General features: G+C 40.7%; 16 protein-coding genes and 1 other RNA gene. 13 read left to right on the forward strand and 4 right to left on the reverse strand.

The genetic code is table 11. From position 1 onward, the window contains the following. Positions 1 to 3: 3 nt before the first annotated feature. The 3 genes from rnr (at position 4) to ssrA (ending at position 3,396) form a co-directional block, all read left to right on the forward strand. On the forward strand, positions 4 to 2,328 hold the full coding sequence (gene rnr, locus J7E81_RS19515; RefSeq protein ID WP_374104070.1) for a ribonuclease R: 2,325 nt from the start codon (positions 4 to 6) through the stop codon (positions 2,326 to 2,328). Between the two features lie 93 nt (positions 2,329 to 2,421). Further along, entirely contained in the window at positions 2,422 to 2,889 is a 468-nt protein-coding gene (gene smpB / locus J7E81_RS19520; RefSeq protein WP_215045115.1) for an SsrA-binding protein SmpB, read from the forward strand. Between the two features lie 172 nt (positions 2,890 to 3,061). Then, positions 3,062 to 3,396, forward strand: a transfer-messenger RNA (tmRNA) gene (ssrA, locus tag J7E81_RS19525). A gap of 336 nt (positions 3,397 to 3,732) precedes the next feature. On the opposite strand, the gene J7E81_RS19530 is transcribed toward ssrA, so the two are convergent. The 3 genes from J7E81_RS19530 to J7E81_RS19540 form a co-directional block, all read right to left on the reverse strand. Then, the gene (locus tag J7E81_RS19530; RefSeq protein ID WP_215045116.1) at positions 3,733 to 4,140 is read right to left on the reverse strand and encodes an LAGLIDADG family homing endonuclease; all 408 of its coding nucleotides are present in this window, start codon (positions 4,138 to 4,140) and stop codon (positions 3,733 to 3,735) included. Positions 4,141 to 4,378: 238 nt separating this feature from the next. Continuing rightward, positions 4,379 to 5,017 (reverse strand): DUF2085 domain-containing protein, encoded by a 639-nt coding sequence (locus J7E81_RS19535; RefSeq protein WP_215045117.1) that lies wholly within the window; start codon positions 5,015 to 5,017, stop codon positions 4,379 to 4,381. Between the two features lie 79 nt (positions 5,018 to 5,096). Beyond that, complete coding sequence (locus J7E81_RS19540) at positions 5,097 to 5,315, reverse strand: hypothetical protein (protein WP_215045118.1); 219 nt, start codon at positions 5,313 to 5,315, stop codon at positions 5,097 to 5,099. A gap of 312 nt (positions 5,316 to 5,627) precedes the next feature. On the opposite strand from J7E81_RS19540, the gene J7E81_RS19545 reads away from it, so the two are divergent. From J7E81_RS19545 to J7E81_RS19560, 4 genes are all read left to right on the forward strand, one after another. Further along, positions 5,628 to 6,641, forward strand: coding sequence for a polysaccharide deacetylase family protein (locus J7E81_RS19545; RefSeq protein ID WP_215045119.1), 1,014 nt, complete (start codon positions 5,628 to 5,630; stop codon positions 6,639 to 6,641). A 100-nt stretch (positions 6,642 to 6,741) separates the two neighbouring features. Next, positions 6,742 to 7,743, forward strand: coding sequence for an AI-2E family transporter (locus J7E81_RS19550; RefSeq protein ID WP_215045120.1), 1,002 nt, complete (start codon positions 6,742 to 6,744; stop codon positions 7,741 to 7,743). Positions 7,744 to 7,831: 88 nt separating this feature from the next. Then, entirely contained in the window at positions 7,832 to 8,065 is a 234-nt protein-coding gene (locus J7E81_RS19555) for a group-specific protein (RefSeq protein ID WP_215045121.1), read from the forward strand. Between the two features lie 15 nt (positions 8,066 to 8,080). Continuing rightward, the gene (locus tag J7E81_RS19560; RefSeq protein WP_215045122.1) at positions 8,081 to 9,049 is read left to right on the forward strand and encodes a cation diffusion facilitator family transporter; all 969 of its coding nucleotides are present in this window, start codon (positions 8,081 to 8,083) and stop codon (positions 9,047 to 9,049) included. 356 nt (positions 9,050 to 9,405) lie between these two features. Here the strand turns inward: J7E81_RS19560 and J7E81_RS19565 are convergent, their stop codons facing one another. Continuing rightward, positions 9,406 to 9,918 carry an acyl-CoA thioesterase gene (locus tag J7E81_RS19565; protein ID WP_215045123.1) on the reverse strand — a complete coding sequence of 171 codons (513 nt, stop codon included), beginning with the start codon at positions 9,916 to 9,918 and terminating at the stop codon, positions 9,406 to 9,408. A gap of 125 nt (positions 9,919 to 10,043) precedes the next feature. Between J7E81_RS19565 and nadE the strand changes: the two genes are divergently transcribed. The 6 genes from nadE to J7E81_RS19595 all read left to right on the forward strand — a co-directional run bounded on the left by nadE (position 10,044) and on the right by J7E81_RS19595 (position 15,640). Then, positions 10,044 to 10,865 carry an ammonia-dependent NAD(+) synthetase gene (gene nadE, locus J7E81_RS19570; protein ID WP_215045124.1) on the forward strand — a complete coding sequence of 274 codons (822 nt, stop codon included), beginning with the start codon at positions 10,044 to 10,046 and terminating at the stop codon, positions 10,863 to 10,865. 193 nt (positions 10,866 to 11,058) lie between these two features. After that, a complete protein-coding gene (locus tag J7E81_RS19575; RefSeq protein WP_215045125.1) occupies positions 11,059 to 12,489 on the forward strand; it encodes an amino acid permease in 1,431 nt (476 codons plus the stop codon). Positions 12,490 to 12,624: 135 nt separating this feature from the next. Beyond that, a complete protein-coding gene (locus J7E81_RS19580) occupies positions 12,625 to 13,473 on the forward strand; it encodes an amino acid ABC transporter substrate-binding protein (protein WP_308162242.1) in 849 nt (282 codons plus the stop codon). Beyond that, positions 13,460 to 14,158, forward strand: coding sequence for an amino acid ABC transporter permease (locus J7E81_RS19585; RefSeq protein ID WP_215045126.1), 699 nt, complete (start codon positions 13,460 to 13,462; stop codon positions 14,156 to 14,158). The genes J7E81_RS19580 and J7E81_RS19585 overlap by 14 nt, the downstream gene beginning before the upstream one ends. Positions 14,159 to 14,180: 22 nt before the next feature. Further along, positions 14,181 to 14,915: an amino acid ABC transporter ATP-binding protein gene (locus J7E81_RS19590; RefSeq protein ID WP_215045127.1), complete on the forward strand. Its 735-nt coding sequence runs from the start codon at positions 14,181 to 14,183 to the stop codon at positions 14,913 to 14,915. A 179-nt stretch (positions 14,916 to 15,094) separates the two neighbouring features. After that, positions 15,095 to 15,640: an NfeD family protein gene (locus J7E81_RS19595; protein ID WP_215045128.1), complete on the forward strand. Its 546-nt coding sequence runs from the start codon at positions 15,095 to 15,097 to the stop codon at positions 15,638 to 15,640. Positions 15,641 to 15,644 lie beyond the last annotated feature (4 nt).

A 15,644-nucleotide genomic window follows, 5' to 3' on the forward strand; every position in this document is an offset into this window, starting at 1 on the left:
TATATGAGAGATGAAGCCTACAAACCATTAACCGTGCAGGAACTGGAAGAAGCATTTGGCATTCAAGATTCCGGCGACTTTAAAGAGTTTGTTAAGGCCCTAGTTCAAATGGAGGAAAAAGGTCTTGTTGTGAGGACACGCAGCAACCGCTACGGGCTCCCGCAAAAAATGAATTTAATTCGCGGCAAGCTGATTGGACATGCCAAGGGCTTTGCATTTGTGGTACCAGATGAACCGGGAATGGACGATATTTTTATTCCGCCCAATGAAACGAATACCGCTATGCATGGCGATATCGTGCTTGCTCGAGTTTCATCAGAAACATCCGGTACTCGCCGTGAAGGTAGTATTATTCGGATAATTGAACGCGGTGTCCAGCAAATTGTGGGGACCTACGTCGAGAGCAAAAGCTTTGGCTTTGTGATTCCGGATGATAAAAAGTTTGCCAACGATATCTTTATCCCGAAGAATGCATCAAAAGGAGCGGTCGAAGGACATAAAGTGGTCGTTAAACTTGTTACCTACCCGGATGGACGTAAAAGTGCAGAAGGTGAAGTCATTCAAGTTCTTGGGCATAAAAATGACCCAGGCGTAGACATTTTATCCGTCATACATAAGCACGGGCTGCCAATGGCATTTCCTGATGATGTATTAACGCAGGCCAATGAGACACCTGATACGATTGATGAAAGTGAACTAGCGAACCGCCGCGATTTACGTAATGAAACCATTGTGACGATTGACGGTGCCGACGCAAAAGACTTGGATGACGCTGTTACCGTAACAAAATTAGACAACGGTAACTATAAGCTTGGTGTCCACATTGCCGACGTCAGCTATTATGTTAAAGAGGGTACGCCGATTGACGTGGAAGCAGAGGAACGGGCAACGAGTGTTTATTTAGTTGACCGAGTGATTCCGATGATTCCTCATCGTCTTTCAAACGGGATTTGTTCTCTTAACCCAAGAGTAGACCGTCTTGTATTGTCCTGTGAAATGGAGATTTCATCAGAAGGAACCGTTGTTTCGCATGAAATTTTTCAAAGCGTTATTAAAACAACGGAGCGGATGACGTACTATGATGTGAATCGAATCCTTACCGACAAGGATGAAGAGACACGCGCAAGGTATGAATCGCTTGTTCCGATGTTTGAAATGATGGAAGAACTTGCAGAGATTCTCAGAAACAAACGAATGAAGCGTGGTGCCATCGACTTCGACTTCAAAGAATCCAAGGTTTTGGTTGATGAAGAAGGCAAACCTACAGATGTTGTTTTACGCGAGAGGTCTGTTGCGGAGCGGTTAATTGAAGAATTCATGCTGGCTGCCAACGAAACGGTTGCAGAGCATTTCCATTGGATGGAAGTTCCGTTTATTTACCGGATTCACGAGGATCCTAAGGAAGATAAATTACGGAGATTTTTCGAGTTTATTACCAACTTTGGCTATATCGTAAAAGGGACAGCCAACGATGTGCATCCTCGTGCACTGCAGGAAATCATTGAAGAGGTTCAAGGCAAACCAGAAGAAATGGTGATTTCGACTGTCATGCTCCGTTCCATGCAGCAGGCTAAATATTATCCGGAAAGTCTTGGACACTTTGGGTTATCGACCGAGTTTTATACCCATTTCACATCGCCAATTCGCCGTTATCCGGATACGATTGTCCATCGCTTAATCCGTACCTATTTAATTGAAGGAAAAATCGATTCGGCCACGCAGGAAAAATGGAATGCCCGCCTGCCTGAAATTGCCGAGCATTCTTCAAAAATGGAGCGCCGTGCTGTCGATGCCGAGCGCGAAACAGATGAGTTGAAGAAAGCCGAGTACATGGAAGATAAAATTGGTGTTGAGTACGATGGCATTATCAGCTCTGTGACCAACTTTGGTATGTTTGTGGAACTGCCGAATACCATTGAAGGACTTGTTCATGTCAGCTATATGACTGACGATTATTATCGTTTTGACGAGCGTCATTATGCGATGATTGGTGAGCGGACTGGAAATGTTTTCCGAATTGGTGATGAAATTACCGTTCGTGTCGTAAAAGTAAATAAAGACGAGCGTTCAATTGATTTTGAAATTGTCGGCATGAAAGGGACGCGCCGTGAAAGACCAGAAACGACAAGAGTCTTTAGTACAGGCAGCGATACTCATAAGCCGCGCCGGAATAAGCAGCAGGGCGAAGGCAAACAAGGACAAGGGCGCAGCCGGAATGGCGGTCAAAAGTCTGAATCTGTCGGCGGACAGGGCGGCAAAGGCAAAAGTAAACGTAAGTTTTATGATAATGTACCGAAATCTAAGAGCAGAAAAAGAAAAAATAAATAAAAGGAATGGGGCCCTTATCACACAAGGCCCCTTTCTCGTTGTACAGGATATGTAAATCTGCTAAAATAAATCCATAGAGTTGAGGTGAAACAAATGCCAAAAGGTGCAGGAAAGGTAGTCGCGCAAAACAAAAAGGCTTACCATGACTATTTTATTGAAGAAACGTACGAAGCGGGGCTTGTGCTGCAAGGAACTGAGATTAAGTCAATTCGTGCGGGGAAAGTCAATCTGAAGGATGCCTACGCACGGATTCAGAATGGTGAAGCGATTCTGTTTGGAATGCACGTCAGTCCTTATGAGCAGGGAAACATTTTTAATCACGATCCATTACGGACACGCAAACTGTTACTTCATAAACGTGAAATTAATAAACTGCTTGGGGAAACAAAAGAAGCAGGTTATGCCCTCGTCCCATTAAAGCTTTATTTGAAAAATGGCTTCTGTAAGGTTTTAATTGGTTTAGCAAAGGGTAAAAAGAATTATGATAAGCGTGAATCGCTTAAGCAAAAAGAGGCGAAGCGGGAGATTGAACGAGCGTTCCGTGATCGTCAAAAGATGTAACTGGAAATTATTTTACAAATAGTTACAATTGAAAAATGTTCTGAGTGTGTTATAATAAGTTTGTCGCTGATAAAGCGGCAAAATCTTTTGCTCTGACAAACGTGTTGAGCAAATCCTAACGTCTGTTGCGAGAAATCTTAACTGATTTCAGCACATTTTATAATGGGGACGCTACGGATTCGACAGGGGTAGTTTGAGCTTAGGTTGCGAGTCGAGGGGATCGGCCTCGTTAAAACGTCAAAGCCATAACTGGCAAAACTAACAACAACCTCGCTTTCGCAGCTTAATACTGCATAGCGGTTCCTCCCTCCATTGCCCATGTGGTAGGGTAAGGGACTCACTCTAAGTGGGCTACGCCGGATTCCACCGCCTGAGGATGAAGGAAGAGAACAACCAGGCTAGCTGACCGGACGCCGGTCGATAGGCAAAAGGATCAGTGAAACGCCAATATATCGACTACACTCGTAGATGCTTAAGTGCCGATATCTTTGGACGCGGGTTCGATTAATTTTTAGTCGCCTTGTGTGGTAACATACAAGTGATAATCTGGCTTTATCGGTGAAACCTAAGTCGCTCTTGAGCGATAGGGCAATGCCGAGCGGTATGTGAAGTAATTCAACAGCCGTGTATCGACTTATAGGCTGCCTTGCAATAAGGTAGTACTAGGATGCGATTCCTGCCTTGAAGAGGTAAATTTATGTTTCGCATAAGACGCCAGAGGGCCTGTTTTTTGACAGGTTCAAGATATAGTCAGTGCCATGTCGAAAGCATGGAAGAGCACGTCCCGCCGTCTCCACCATACATAGGTGGATAACAAGACTAGCAGAAATTGCTGGTCTTTTTTTATATTTCAAAGAATTTTTCTTCAAATATGATCTTTTTCTCTAGTAAATCAGCGTTGTATTTACCATTCCGTTGGGTGACTTTTTCATAGTTATCAAGTATCCATAGAGCGCGATTTCTTTTTTTATCCACTCTAAGAAAAGGTGAAACGTCCCTTAATAAGTTTAAAACTGTTTCTTTGTTCTTTATGTACAGTGTATAGGAATCCTTATGGCGGATAGGGTCGTAGTTCTTTTTACTATTAATTCTGCCATTAGTTAATTTTTGAATATATTCTAGAAGCTCTTTATCAATAGATGCAATAGTAACACAGGGGCGGCGATGTTCCTTTTCATGCATTCTTGTTAACGTAATGGTTCCTTCTCCATCAATAATTCCGGCAATATATGCTGGTTCCCAAATCTCCATATATACCCCCAAAAAACGCAATTCAAAACATACGTTCCCCTATATTATATTTTTTCCTACTATTGTTATCAAGCAGAAAATCTAAAATTAAGCTCAAAAACCCTGCTTAGATATTTCAAGGAAGGGCAGGTATTTTATAACTAAAACAGGCAGGAATAAATCCGTAAGAATGGGAAGGACGATCTAATTGAACTGTAGGGATTTTTTAGGATGTGGTTATTTATAAAGTTCTAATGATTTATAAAAATTGAACCAGCCAAGCATGTAACAAAGACAAACAAGAGAGAAAAAAGAGACTAAGAATAATAGAAATAACCCCTTTATAGTAAGTTTGTTTAACAAATGGAATCAAGAAAGAGGCACATAAACTAAACCAAACAATAATAGTAAAAATAATGAAACTATCTAAGAGGTAATAAGGTAATATACCGAAATAAAATAATCCTCCTAAAATACTGCTGCCCAAAAAGGGAACCCAAAGATCCATCCTTTTTTGAATAACAGGCTCAGATGATTGGTCAAGTGACCTTCCCAAAAAGAGCGGATAAAGAAAATAAGGAAGCACGAAACCAAAGCAAATACCTGAAACTAATCTCCTGACGTTGTTACTTTGAAATAAATGAGTGTATGACCCCAGACCATCAATCATCAAAGGAATCATTAGTAGTAATAGAAGGAAGCTAATTTTAATAGTGGGTATGGTGAGTTTTGATTTCCGTTTAAAAATATGTAAATACAATAGAGTGGAGAAAATCCCGATGTAAATTCCGGTATCTCGGGCACAAACAGAAAGTGCTAATCCAGATACATGAAGGGAACGTTCATCTAATTGGTGGCAGATAGCCCTTCCAAAAAAGTCGAATATCGCTTGGATCAACCGCTATCCCCTCCAACTGAGAACCCAATTTTCTATTATACAAAATTGGGTTCCTTTCTCCTGCAAATTTTTATAAACTTTAATACCCCGAAACCGCCGGCATGATTGACAATGCCGAGGCAGCAAACCAGCAAATACAGCTTAAAATCGTCACCACAATCGCGATAATTAAACAATTCTTCCCCACAACTTTCTTCTCAGGTTCCGGATCGTTCATCCAAATAATTCCTAAAATAATCCCAACAATCGGAATAAGTATCGATAGAATATAAAAAAGTGCTTTTTGTCCACCTGACACTCATTTCACCTCCATCTAAAGGCTTGAATTTGGATAGGAGAAAAATCTTGTTCAATGATATGTATGTTAACCTGTAAAGTAATTTGCCTGTCTCCCTTTTTGAAATTTCAGAATTATTTTCGTTTATGCCCCTTTTCCCATTTTTATTGGTATAATTGGTTGGTAAAACCTGTAATATATAAAGTGGCAAAATACCCATGCCATTCGAATGATTTAATGGAAATGTAATAATTTTAATAGATTTGAAACAATTGGATAGGAATTTCGTCTATAATGGGGGAAGTGAAATAAACACCAAAGAGGGTATGAACAATGGGGAATTTAAAAAGAAGCTGGCCACAAGGGACATTACTTGTCCTTATTGTCTTTGGTTTCTTATTTACAGGGGTAATTCTAAGCCATTATTCTCAGGAAAACGTCATAAATAAATCTACTAATCCAGCAAAACATGAACCTATTCATCGGGCATTGGCCAAGGGGGCAGCACCTGAATTGATTAGAAGGGATACCAAGGATGGACTGCTGGAAAAAGAACAAATTCGGAAACATCAAGCAGAAGCGGTTGCTTGGAGAAATCAACAAGAACGAGACAATAGCAAAGTTAAGGAACCGACTCCAACAGAACCTGCCTCAAACCCAACAACTACTGCCGAGCAGCCAAAAAAGATAACAATTCCAGCACAATCTGAGCAGCCGAATACGCCGCCGCCAGCTAATCCAAGTTCAAAAAAAACGATTTATTTAACCTTTGATGACGGTCCATCGGCCTATTCCGCTCCGATAATCGCCTTGCTTGAAAAATATCAGTATAAAGCAACCTTTTTTATGATTGATGGCAATATTCGCCGTTATCCCAATGCTGTTAAATTAATGGTCCAGTCTGGGGAGACCGTTGGCCTGCACAGCGTGTCACATGATCGGAAGATTTTTTATGCATCTGTGACATCGATCATCTCGGAATTAACACAAAACCGTCTTACCTTAAAAGAAATCTCAGGGGTAGATTCCTATATTATGAGAACCCCGTATGGCAGTGTTCCGTATATGACAGAGGAATATCGAAAGGCTGTACATGATCAAGGATATTTGATGTGGGATTGGAATATTGACAGCCGGGATTGGGATTATAAAGATGCCCGATATGTAAACAGCGTCATCGCACAATTAAACCGAATGGTTAACCATAATGGACCGATTGTCATTCTGCTGCACGAAAGGAAAGAAACGCTAGCACACTTGCCACAGCTGCTTGATTTTTTATCGAAACAAGGCTGGATCAGTAAGAAGATAGACAGCTCGATGACGCCGGTTCAATTTAACCCATAAAAGAAGTCTAAAACAGACAAATTAGGGTTAAGATTTGATATAATTAAAAAAAGTTAAAAAACTTACTACTAGTAAATATAATGGGGTTCGATCAGTATCTATGATAAATAAACTAATGAATAGCAGCGGTTTTAAAAGAATAGCTATATTTGTCCTTATTGCCCTCGTTTTATATGCAATGAGGTCGATGATAAATTTAATTTTACTTACCTTTATCTTTACCTTCTTAATGGATCGGTTAGTTCAATTTATTGAAAAAAAGATTCCGCTTAATCGCAAGTTAATTGTCGTGATTTCTTATGCCTGCATTGTCGGGTTACTTTCCTATTGTTTGGTTATGTATTTACCGATGATTATTCAGGAAATTACCGCCCTAATCAAGCAATTAACCGCTTTTTATACTGCAAAGCACGATAATATTATTCTAAATTATCTGGTCAACCGGATGGAAGAAATCAAGCTGTCGAGCTATCTCGAGCAAGGCGTTACTTTTATCATAAAGTATTTTAAAGATATTAGCAGTATTACGTTACAGGTGTTATTGGCCTTGCTGCTGAGCATTTTCTGCTTATTGGAAAAGCCGCACTTAATCGAATTTACAAAGAAATTCAGAACTAGTAAAATCGCCCCTATCTATGAAGAAATTGAGTTTTTTGCCCGGAAATTTGTTGGGACATTCGGTAAGGTGATCGAAGCACAATTAATTATTGCGGTTATTAATTGTATCCTTACTACCATTTTTCTATGGCTGTTAAAATTTCCGCAATTAGGCGGTTTATCGATTATGATCTTTGTACTGGGACTAATCCCAGTAGCGGGGGTTATTATCTCGTTAATCCCGCTTGTGATCATCGCTTATAGTATAGGCGGATTAATGAAGGTTCTTTATGTGGGTATAGCGATTCTGATCATTCATGCGATTGAAGCTTACATTCTAAACCCAAATTTAATGAGTTCAAAAACCAATCTTCCTGTTTTCTATACATTCATCGTCTTAATTTTCTCCGAGCACTTTTTCGGTGTATGGGGGTTAATTATCGGGATCCCTGTATTTGTTTTCCTTTTGGATGTATTAGAAGTGACAGACCATAAAAAGGTGTAACCGAAAAGTCCAGTTGCTTGGGCTTTTTTCTTTTGTATCTTTTCTGCTATGCTAAACGTATATACCTTAATGAGGAGGAGAGAACGAAATGAGCGAATGTAAACTGAATCACTCAAAGGAAGATGTGGAAAATAAATACGAATCGCAGGCAGCTTTTTTGCCTGAAGACATGAAGGGATTATTCAACCGTTTTTTTGCAAACGAGCATTCACAAGAACTGTTGAATGAAGTCTTTCATTTATTGAAAAAATATGACTTAGCATCTTCCGAAGAAAAACAGGAAAGAAATAACCGGTTATATTTAGTGTTAAAAAACGTTTAAAGAATTGAGGATAGAATGGGAGAATTAATTCAGTTATTAAAACGAGGGAATAAATCGGCCTTTCTGGCAGCCATTATCAATGCCATTATTGCGATTATTAAAGGGGTGGCCTTTTTCTTTACAGGAAATGTCGCCATGTTTGCTGAAACAATGCACAGCCTTGGCGATGCAGCCAATCAGTTCTTTGTATTCGTTGGATCCGCACTGAGCAAAAAAGCACCGACAGAGAAATATCCCAACGGCTTTGGCCGATTAGTCAACCTTGTTCTCTTAGGGGCGGTGTTAATTGTAGGGATTATGGCGTTTGAAACGATCAAAGAAGGCTATCACCATATTGTCCATCCAACAAAGTCGACCGGTTTTTTGATTAATATTCTTGTTTTAGCATTAGCGACCCTGCTCGAAACCTTTGTCTTGTTTAAAGCCATGAAGGAAATTTTGCACGATATCGAGGTGGAGGCAAAGGGGATCAACATTTTTACTATGGCCTTTGCCAATTTGGGACGAGCCAAGCCGGCGACAAAGCTTGTCTTCATGGAGGACATGGTGGCCACTTTAGGCGGTTTGTTAGCCATCATAGCCGTTGTTCTAGCCCACTTTACCCCCTTGCATCAGGCAGAAGGTGTTGCCTCTGTACTGATTGGTGTGATGATGCTTTTTGTAGTCGGGAAAGTCTTTTTAGATAATGCAGCTGGGGTAATTGGTCAAGCGGATGAGGAAATGGAAAATAAGATCGGTGTACTCGTGATGGAGGATCCTGATGTAAAGGATATCCAAGACATAACCGTTATTAAAGAGGGGGAAGACCTCCACGTTGAGCTCGAAATCGAGATTGACCCTCAATTAACAGTTGCCGCGGCCGATGATATTAAAGATCGAATTCATGAAAAAGTTATGGCAGAAAAGGGCGTCGTTGATGTCACGATTGAGATTGATGAAGCCGATGACGTGATGACGTGGCAAAAACCAAAACCCACACAATAAAGTTAAAGATTAAGTAAAAAGTAGAGGTACGGCAGATAAGAGGAGTTCATAAGCCCTGAAGGGGACCGCACCTCGGAGCTACGACAGATAAGAAGGCTTGATAACCCCTGAAGGAGACCGCACCTCGGAGCTACGACAGATAAGAGGGCTTCATAACCGCTGAAGGATTCTGCACCTCGGAGCTACGACAGATAAGAGGGTTTCATAACCGGCAAATTCCCGAGCCCTTGTGTCCGAATCTTTCCAATATAAAAGTCAATACAAAAATGGATGGCCCGGAGAAGACTCCGGGCCATTGTTTAAAATGAGCACTGATCGCAACTAATCACCTTAAAAACCAGTTACTCTCGCTTTCCCTATTCCCAAGGCTTATGCATCGTTAAAATCCTCGCCAATTCTTTACTGCTTTTTCGATGTTCTTTCCGCTTTTCTGCACGTTCTTTCCCGGTTTCATACAGTTTTTTCTCTTCATCGGTTTCAGGAATGATCGCCGGAACCTTTGTTGGTTTTCCGTTCTCATCTAAGGCCACAAACGTTAAAAAGGCTGTAGCAGCAATTTTTCGGTCACCGGACATGAGGTTTTCTGCAATCACTTTCGCAATAATTTCAATCGATGAGTTTCCGGTATAGGTTACAAAGGTTTCAATACAAACAGAATCCTTTGGTGTAATCGGACTTAGGAAATCAACAGAATCAATCGATGCGGTAACACACTCCGCTCTGGAATGGCGCACAGCCGAAATGGATGCAATCATATCGATATCACTAATCAGCTTTCCACCGAAAAGGGTATTATGGTTATTTACATCATTCGGAAAAATTCGGCTAGTTCGGACTACTCTTGTCTCATTACATGTTTTGGCTTCCATACAATCCCTCCAAGTTTGTCATCTATATTTTGTCCACAATCTAATTTTTCTTGTTTCTTTTTAGGTGAAATTTAGGTAAATGTGGTACATTACATATATCAATTAATTGGTCAGGAGGTCAACAAATGAGTTTCCAAGAACAAATAATGAAAGAGTTAAATATCAATCCCAGCATTAATCCGGCAGAAGAAATCCGAAAGCGAATTGATTTTTTAAAAAATTACTTGTCAAAAACGAAGGCTAAGGGCTTTGTTTTAGGAATTAGCGGCGGACAGGATTCCACATTAGCGGGACGCCTTGCCCAGATGGCTGTTGAAGAATTGCGGAAGGAAGGTAATGATGCTCTGTTTATTGCCGTTCGCCTTCCATATGGAGTCCAGCAGGACGAAGAAGATGCGAAGCGCTCGTTAGCTTTCATTCGGGCCGATCGCGAAGAAATTTTTAATATCAAGAGTGCCGTTGATGAGGTACAGACTGAATATAATGCCAGTATTAAAGGATCACCATTAAGTGACTACCATAAAGGAAATGTCAAAGCGAGAATGAGAATGATTGCCCAATATGCGATTGGCGGCATGGAAGGTCTCCTTGTTATTGGTACCGATCACGCAGCGGAGGCTGTAACGGGATTTTATACGAAATATGGGGATGGGGGCGCGGATATCCTGCCGCTGACCGGATTAACGAAGAGGCAGGGAAAAGCACTTCTTAAGGAGCTTGGAGCGGATGAACGTCTCTATTTAAAGGTTCCGACAGCCGACCTCCTCGATCAAAAACCAGGACAAGCAGACGAAACCGAATTAGGAATTACCTATGATGAACTCGATGATTATCTGGAAGGGAAGCCCGTTTCACCGGAAGTCGCTGATAAAGTCGAGAAACGGTATATCCTTACCGAACATAAACGGAGACTGCCAGCCAGCATGTTTGATGAGTGGTGGAAATAAACAAAGAGTAGAGACTGTCAAATTGGCAGTCTCTTTTTATAAGGTGAAAAATAGCACAAAAAAACTTTATTGAGATAAAAATTCCCATTGACTAAATGCCTGGAAAATCCTATATTTAGTAGGGTTCAATACTGATTATCGACGATCAAAAAAGTTATTTTAATATATATAGTACTTTGAGGAGGGGAACACCGTGGGGAAATCAAATCAATTAGGGTTTTGGGTGTTAACAGCCCTTGTCATCGGAAATATGGTTGGTTCGGGGATTTTCATGCTGCCGCGTTCACTATCTGAGGCAGCGAGTCCTGCAGGTGTCATTTCGGCTTGGCTTGTTACTGGCTTAGGAGTTTTGCTGCTGGCCCTTGTTTTTGGCAGCTTGGCGGTACGTAAACCGAATTTAACCGGTGGACCGCAAATCTATGCAAAAGAACTGTTTAAGTCTGGTTCACATGCTTCAACCTTATCAGGATTTATGACGACATGGGGTTATTGGATTGGAAACTTAGCTGGTAACATTGCGTTGATTACCACTTTTGCCGGATATTTATCGACCTTCTTTCCCATTTTAACAAGCAATGCTGACTGGTTTACGTTGGGCAGCCTTACAATAAAAGTAGGGAATGGACTAACATTCCTAGTATGTTCTTTACTTCTTTGGGGTACCCACTTTATTATTCTGCGTGGAATGGAAAGTGCGGGCAGATTAAATTTCCTAGCGACGGCAGCAAAAGTAGCTGGTTTTTTCTTCTTTATTATTGTCGGCTTGTTTGCGTTTGAACAGAGCAACATCCTGCCGTTTATGGCTCCAAGAATGGATGAATCCGGACATGCACTCGGAATTATGAGCCAAATCAACGGTGCTGCAGTCAATACGTTATGGGCGTTTATTGGAGTGGAGTCAGCCGTTGTATTTGCGTCCCGGGCCAAAAAACAATCAGATGTGAAAAGGGCGACCATTCTAGGTTTACTTATTGCACTGGGTATCTATATTGGCATTAGCACACTTGTCATGGGAATGCTCGATCAAAACACGCTTATTCATTCTGATAAACCGTTAATTGATGCCATTCAAACCATTTTAGGACCGATCGGCGGCAAATTATTAGCAGGGATTGGATTAATTAGTTTGTTTGGCTCAGCAATTGGCTGGTTAATGTTAACGGCTGAAGTTCCCTATCAAGCCGCCAAACAAGGATTATTTCTGCCTGCTTTCCTAAAAGAAAACAAAAAAGGCCTGCCGGTGTTTTCAATGATTGTTTCCAATGGATTAGGACAGCTTTTTATTTTTTCAACAGTATCAAAGTCAATTTCTGGAGCGTTTGACTTTGTCATTGTGATTGCGACCTTAGCCTATTTAGTTCCATACCTTATTTCATCTGTCTACCAATTGAAACTGGTCGTGACAGGAGAAACATACACAATTGGAAGGGAAAGAATCAACGACGGTATAATTGCGATCCTGGCCACTGCTTATTCGATTTGGGTCATCATTGCTGGTACAGCTGATCTTAAAACGTTTATGTACGGGATGATTTTACTTGCGAGCGGTATTCTTTTCTATCGACCTAATACAAAAAGGAAAAAGTCAGGTGAATTGAAAATAAAAAATGCACGATCTGCTTAACCTATCAGGAATTTTTCTGGTAGGTTTTTATTTTTAAGAAAAGGGTAAAATAAGCATACTTCAGATGTAGCATACTCTCGGATTTAAGTTGATTAAATCCGAGAAAAAATACTAAGAATTAGGGGGATTTACAACGTGAAAAAACTAATGGTATTCTTGGCATTGCTGCTAAGCTTTACGTTCATTTTATCAGCGTGCGGCAAAGATAAGGAAAAAGCAAAAGAAGATCAAAAGAGAGCGGTCAATACGGAAGATAAAGGAAAAAAAACCGCTGATAATCAAGATCTACTGAAAAAAATCCAAGACGATGGAAAAATCACCATTGGTACTGAGGGGACATATCCGCCGTTTACTTTCCATGATACAAACGGTAATTTAACAGGATTTGATGTCGATTTAGCAAATGAAGTCGCCAAACGTCTTGGCGTCAAAGCAGATTATAAAGAAACGCAATGGGATGCAATGTTTGCGGGCTTAGATGCCAATCGCTTTGATATGATAGCCAACGAAGTGGGAATCCGTCCTGACCGCCAAAAGAAATACGATTTTTCTGATCCATATATAACGTCTGCGGGTGTTCTAATTGTTAATACTTCTAACACAAAAGTGAAAAAATTTGAAGATATTAAAGGATTAAACGCTGCCCAATCTTTGACAAGTAACTACGGGGATATAGCTAAAAAATATGGAGCCAATCTTGTTGGCGTAGAAGGATTCCAGCAAGCCGTTGAATTGTTAGCACAAAAACGTGTGGATGTAACGATTAACGATAAACTTACCTATTTAGACTATAAAAAACAAAAGCCAGATGCCCCAATCAAAGTGGCGGCAACGGCAAATGATGCGTCTTCAAGTGGATTTATGTTTCGAAAAAATAGTGACAAACTCGTTGATGAAGTCAATAAGGCCTTAAAAGAGATCGTTGACGACGGCACTTATAAAAAAATCTCTGAGAAATGGTTTGGTGAAGATGTACTTAAATAGTATTTTTGCTGATCCGGAAAGAACAGCAAGGTTATTTGACATTGCAAAAAGTTCCCTCCAGCCGCTGCTGGAGGGGGCTGTTTTTTATACGATTCCGTTAACGCTTATTACCTTTGTTTGTGGGATGATTTTGGCTATTCTGACCGCTTTAGCCCGAATTTCAGAGGTAAAAATTTTTCAAATCATCGCTCGAGTGTATGTTTCAGCGATTCGTGGTACACCATTACTTGTGCAATTATTTATCATTTTTTACGGACTGCCGAATCTCGGAATCACGTTAGATCCTTATATTTCGGCGGTCATTGGTTTTTCTCTAAGCGTCGGTGCCTATTCGTCCGAAATTATCAGAGCGGCGATTTTATCAACGCCAAAAGGACAGTGGGAGGCGGGCTATTCCATTGGCATGACCTATTCACAGGTCCTTAGAAGAATTATCTTGCCGCAGGCAGCCAGGGTCTCGATTCCTCCATTATCTAATTCATTTATTAGTCTTGTTAAGGATACTTCCCTTGCTTCCTTGGTATTAGTTACCGAGATGTTTCGCCGCGGACAAGAGATTGCTTCCACGAACTATGAATTTTTACTGGTATATTCAGAAGTAGCACTCATTTATTGGGTTATCTGCTTTTTCCTTTCCATCCTTCAAGGATACTTGGAAAAGAGACTGGGCCGCTATGGGGCGTAACTAGGAAAAAGGGAGTGTTATCATGATAAAAATCAACGGTTTATATAAACAATTTGACCAGTTGCAGGTGTTAAAAGGGATTGATTTAGCGGTAGAAAAGGGAAAAGTGGTGGTCGTAATTGGACCGTCTGGCTCCGGGAAGACGACCATGCTTCGCTGTTTGAACGTGTTGGAAACTCCAACCAAAGGTGTCATTTCGATCGAGGGTCAAAGCTTAGATTTTTCAAAACCGGTGGGGAAGAAGGATATTGCTTCTTTTCGCCGATTAACCGGGATGGTATTTCAAAGTTATAATTTATTCCCACATAAAACAGCCCTTGAAAATGTCATGGAGGGGCCGATTGTTGTAAAAGGGGAAAATAAAGAGACGGCTCGAAAAAAAGCGCAAACCTTACTTGAAAAAGTCGGACTGGCTGATAAGCAGGACTATTATCCAGCACAGCTTTCAGGCGGCCAGCAGCAGCGTGTCGGTATTGCCAGGGCGCTGGCGATGGAGCCGGAGGTTATGCTATTTGATGAACCCACCTCTGCACTCGATCCAGAATTGGTCGGTGAAGTGTTGAAGGTGATGAAGGACCTGGCAGCAGAGGGAATGACGATGATTGTTGTGACCCATGAAATGCGCTTTGCCCGTGATGTGGCAGATGAAGTGATTTTTATGGATGGAGGTATTGTCGTCGAACGAAATAAGCCAGACGAAATTTTTACCAATCCAAAAGAAGAACGAACCAAGAAGTTTTTGAATATGATTCAATAAGGTGCTGTAGCTCAATAGCTATGGCACTTTTTATTATTTAATGGGAAAAATTAGTTAAAATTTGTGAAACTTTTCCTATTCTTAACCGTAATACTTTATAATTAGGGTATGGAAAGGAAGGATGTCTACACGTTACTTTCTCCTTTCAGTATCAAAATTTATCATAAGGAGGGATAGCCTTGGAACCTTTCAGCATTCCTTTAGAAACGATTTATTTATACGGCTTAATAATCTCCGGTATCATCACGATTATTTTTGTATTGTTCGCTGATGTCTTTCATTTTCATGGGGCAGGGGAAGGGCTGGAGTTTCTTAATCCGGTATTAATTTTTGCTTTTGTTACGATTATGTCTGCGAGTGGATACTTATTTGAAAAGCTATCATCCATCCATTATTTACTTATACTGGGAATTTCCATCGTGATTGGATTGATTCTGGTCACTCTTTTACATGTATTTGTTCTTGTACCGGTATCCAAGGCGGAGGAATCGCTTGTTTACAAAGAATCGGATTTGCAAGGAAGGGTTGGTACGGTGATTACCTCCATTCCCGCTGATGGGTTTGGCGAGGTGATCATTGAAAGTACGAGCGGTCGAATTGCTAAACCTGCAAAAAGTTTTGACGCTGATTCTATTCCCAATGGTACAAGGGTACTTGTTGTTCAGGTGAAAAACGGTGTACTTGAAGTAACCGTTTATCAACAATTAGAGAATTTTACTTTATAGGGAG

Source organism: Bacillus sp. ISL-18 (assembly GCF_018613415.1).
In the GTDB taxonomy this organism is placed as follows: Bacteria; Bacillota; Bacilli; order Bacillales; family Cytobacillaceae; genus Neobacillus.

What these genes read in the sequence shown, in the direction of transcription:
- rnr (WP_374104070.1), top strand. Translation starts at nt 4, where the DNA reads ATGAGAGATGAAGCCTACAAACCATTAACCGTGCAGGAACTGGAAGAA.
- smpB (WP_215045115.1), top strand. Translation starts at nt 2,422, where the DNA reads ATGCCAAAAGGTGCAGGAAAGGTAGTCGCGCAAAACAAAAAGGCTTAC.
- J7E81_RS19530 (WP_215045116.1), bottom strand. Translation starts at nt 4,140, where the DNA reads ATGGAGATTTGGGAACCAGCATATATTGCCGGAATTATTGATGGAGAA.
- J7E81_RS19545 (WP_215045119.1), top strand. Translation starts at nt 5,628, where the DNA reads ATGGGGAATTTAAAAAGAAGCTGGCCACAAGGGACATTACTTGTCCTT.
- J7E81_RS19550 (WP_215045120.1), top strand. Translation starts at nt 6,742, where the DNA reads ATGATAAATAAACTAATGAATAGCAGCGGTTTTAAAAGAATAGCTATA.
- J7E81_RS19555 (WP_215045121.1), top strand. Translation starts at nt 7,832, where the DNA reads ATGAGCGAATGTAAACTGAATCACTCAAAGGAAGATGTGGAAAATAAA.
- J7E81_RS19560 (WP_215045122.1), top strand. Translation starts at nt 8,081, where the DNA reads ATGGGAGAATTAATTCAGTTATTAAAACGAGGGAATAAATCGGCCTTT.
- J7E81_RS19565 (WP_215045123.1), bottom strand. Translation starts at nt 9,918, where the DNA reads ATGGAAGCCAAAACATGTAATGAGACAAGAGTAGTCCGAACTAGCCGA.
- nadE (WP_215045124.1), top strand. Translation starts at nt 10,044, where the DNA reads ATGAGTTTCCAAGAACAAATAATGAAAGAGTTAAATATCAATCCCAGC.
- J7E81_RS19585 (WP_215045126.1), top strand. Translation starts at nt 13,460, where the DNA reads ATGTACTTAAATAGTATTTTTGCTGATCCGGAAAGAACAGCAAGGTTA.
- J7E81_RS19590 (WP_215045127.1), top strand. Translation starts at nt 14,181, where the DNA reads ATGATAAAAATCAACGGTTTATATAAACAATTTGACCAGTTGCAGGTG.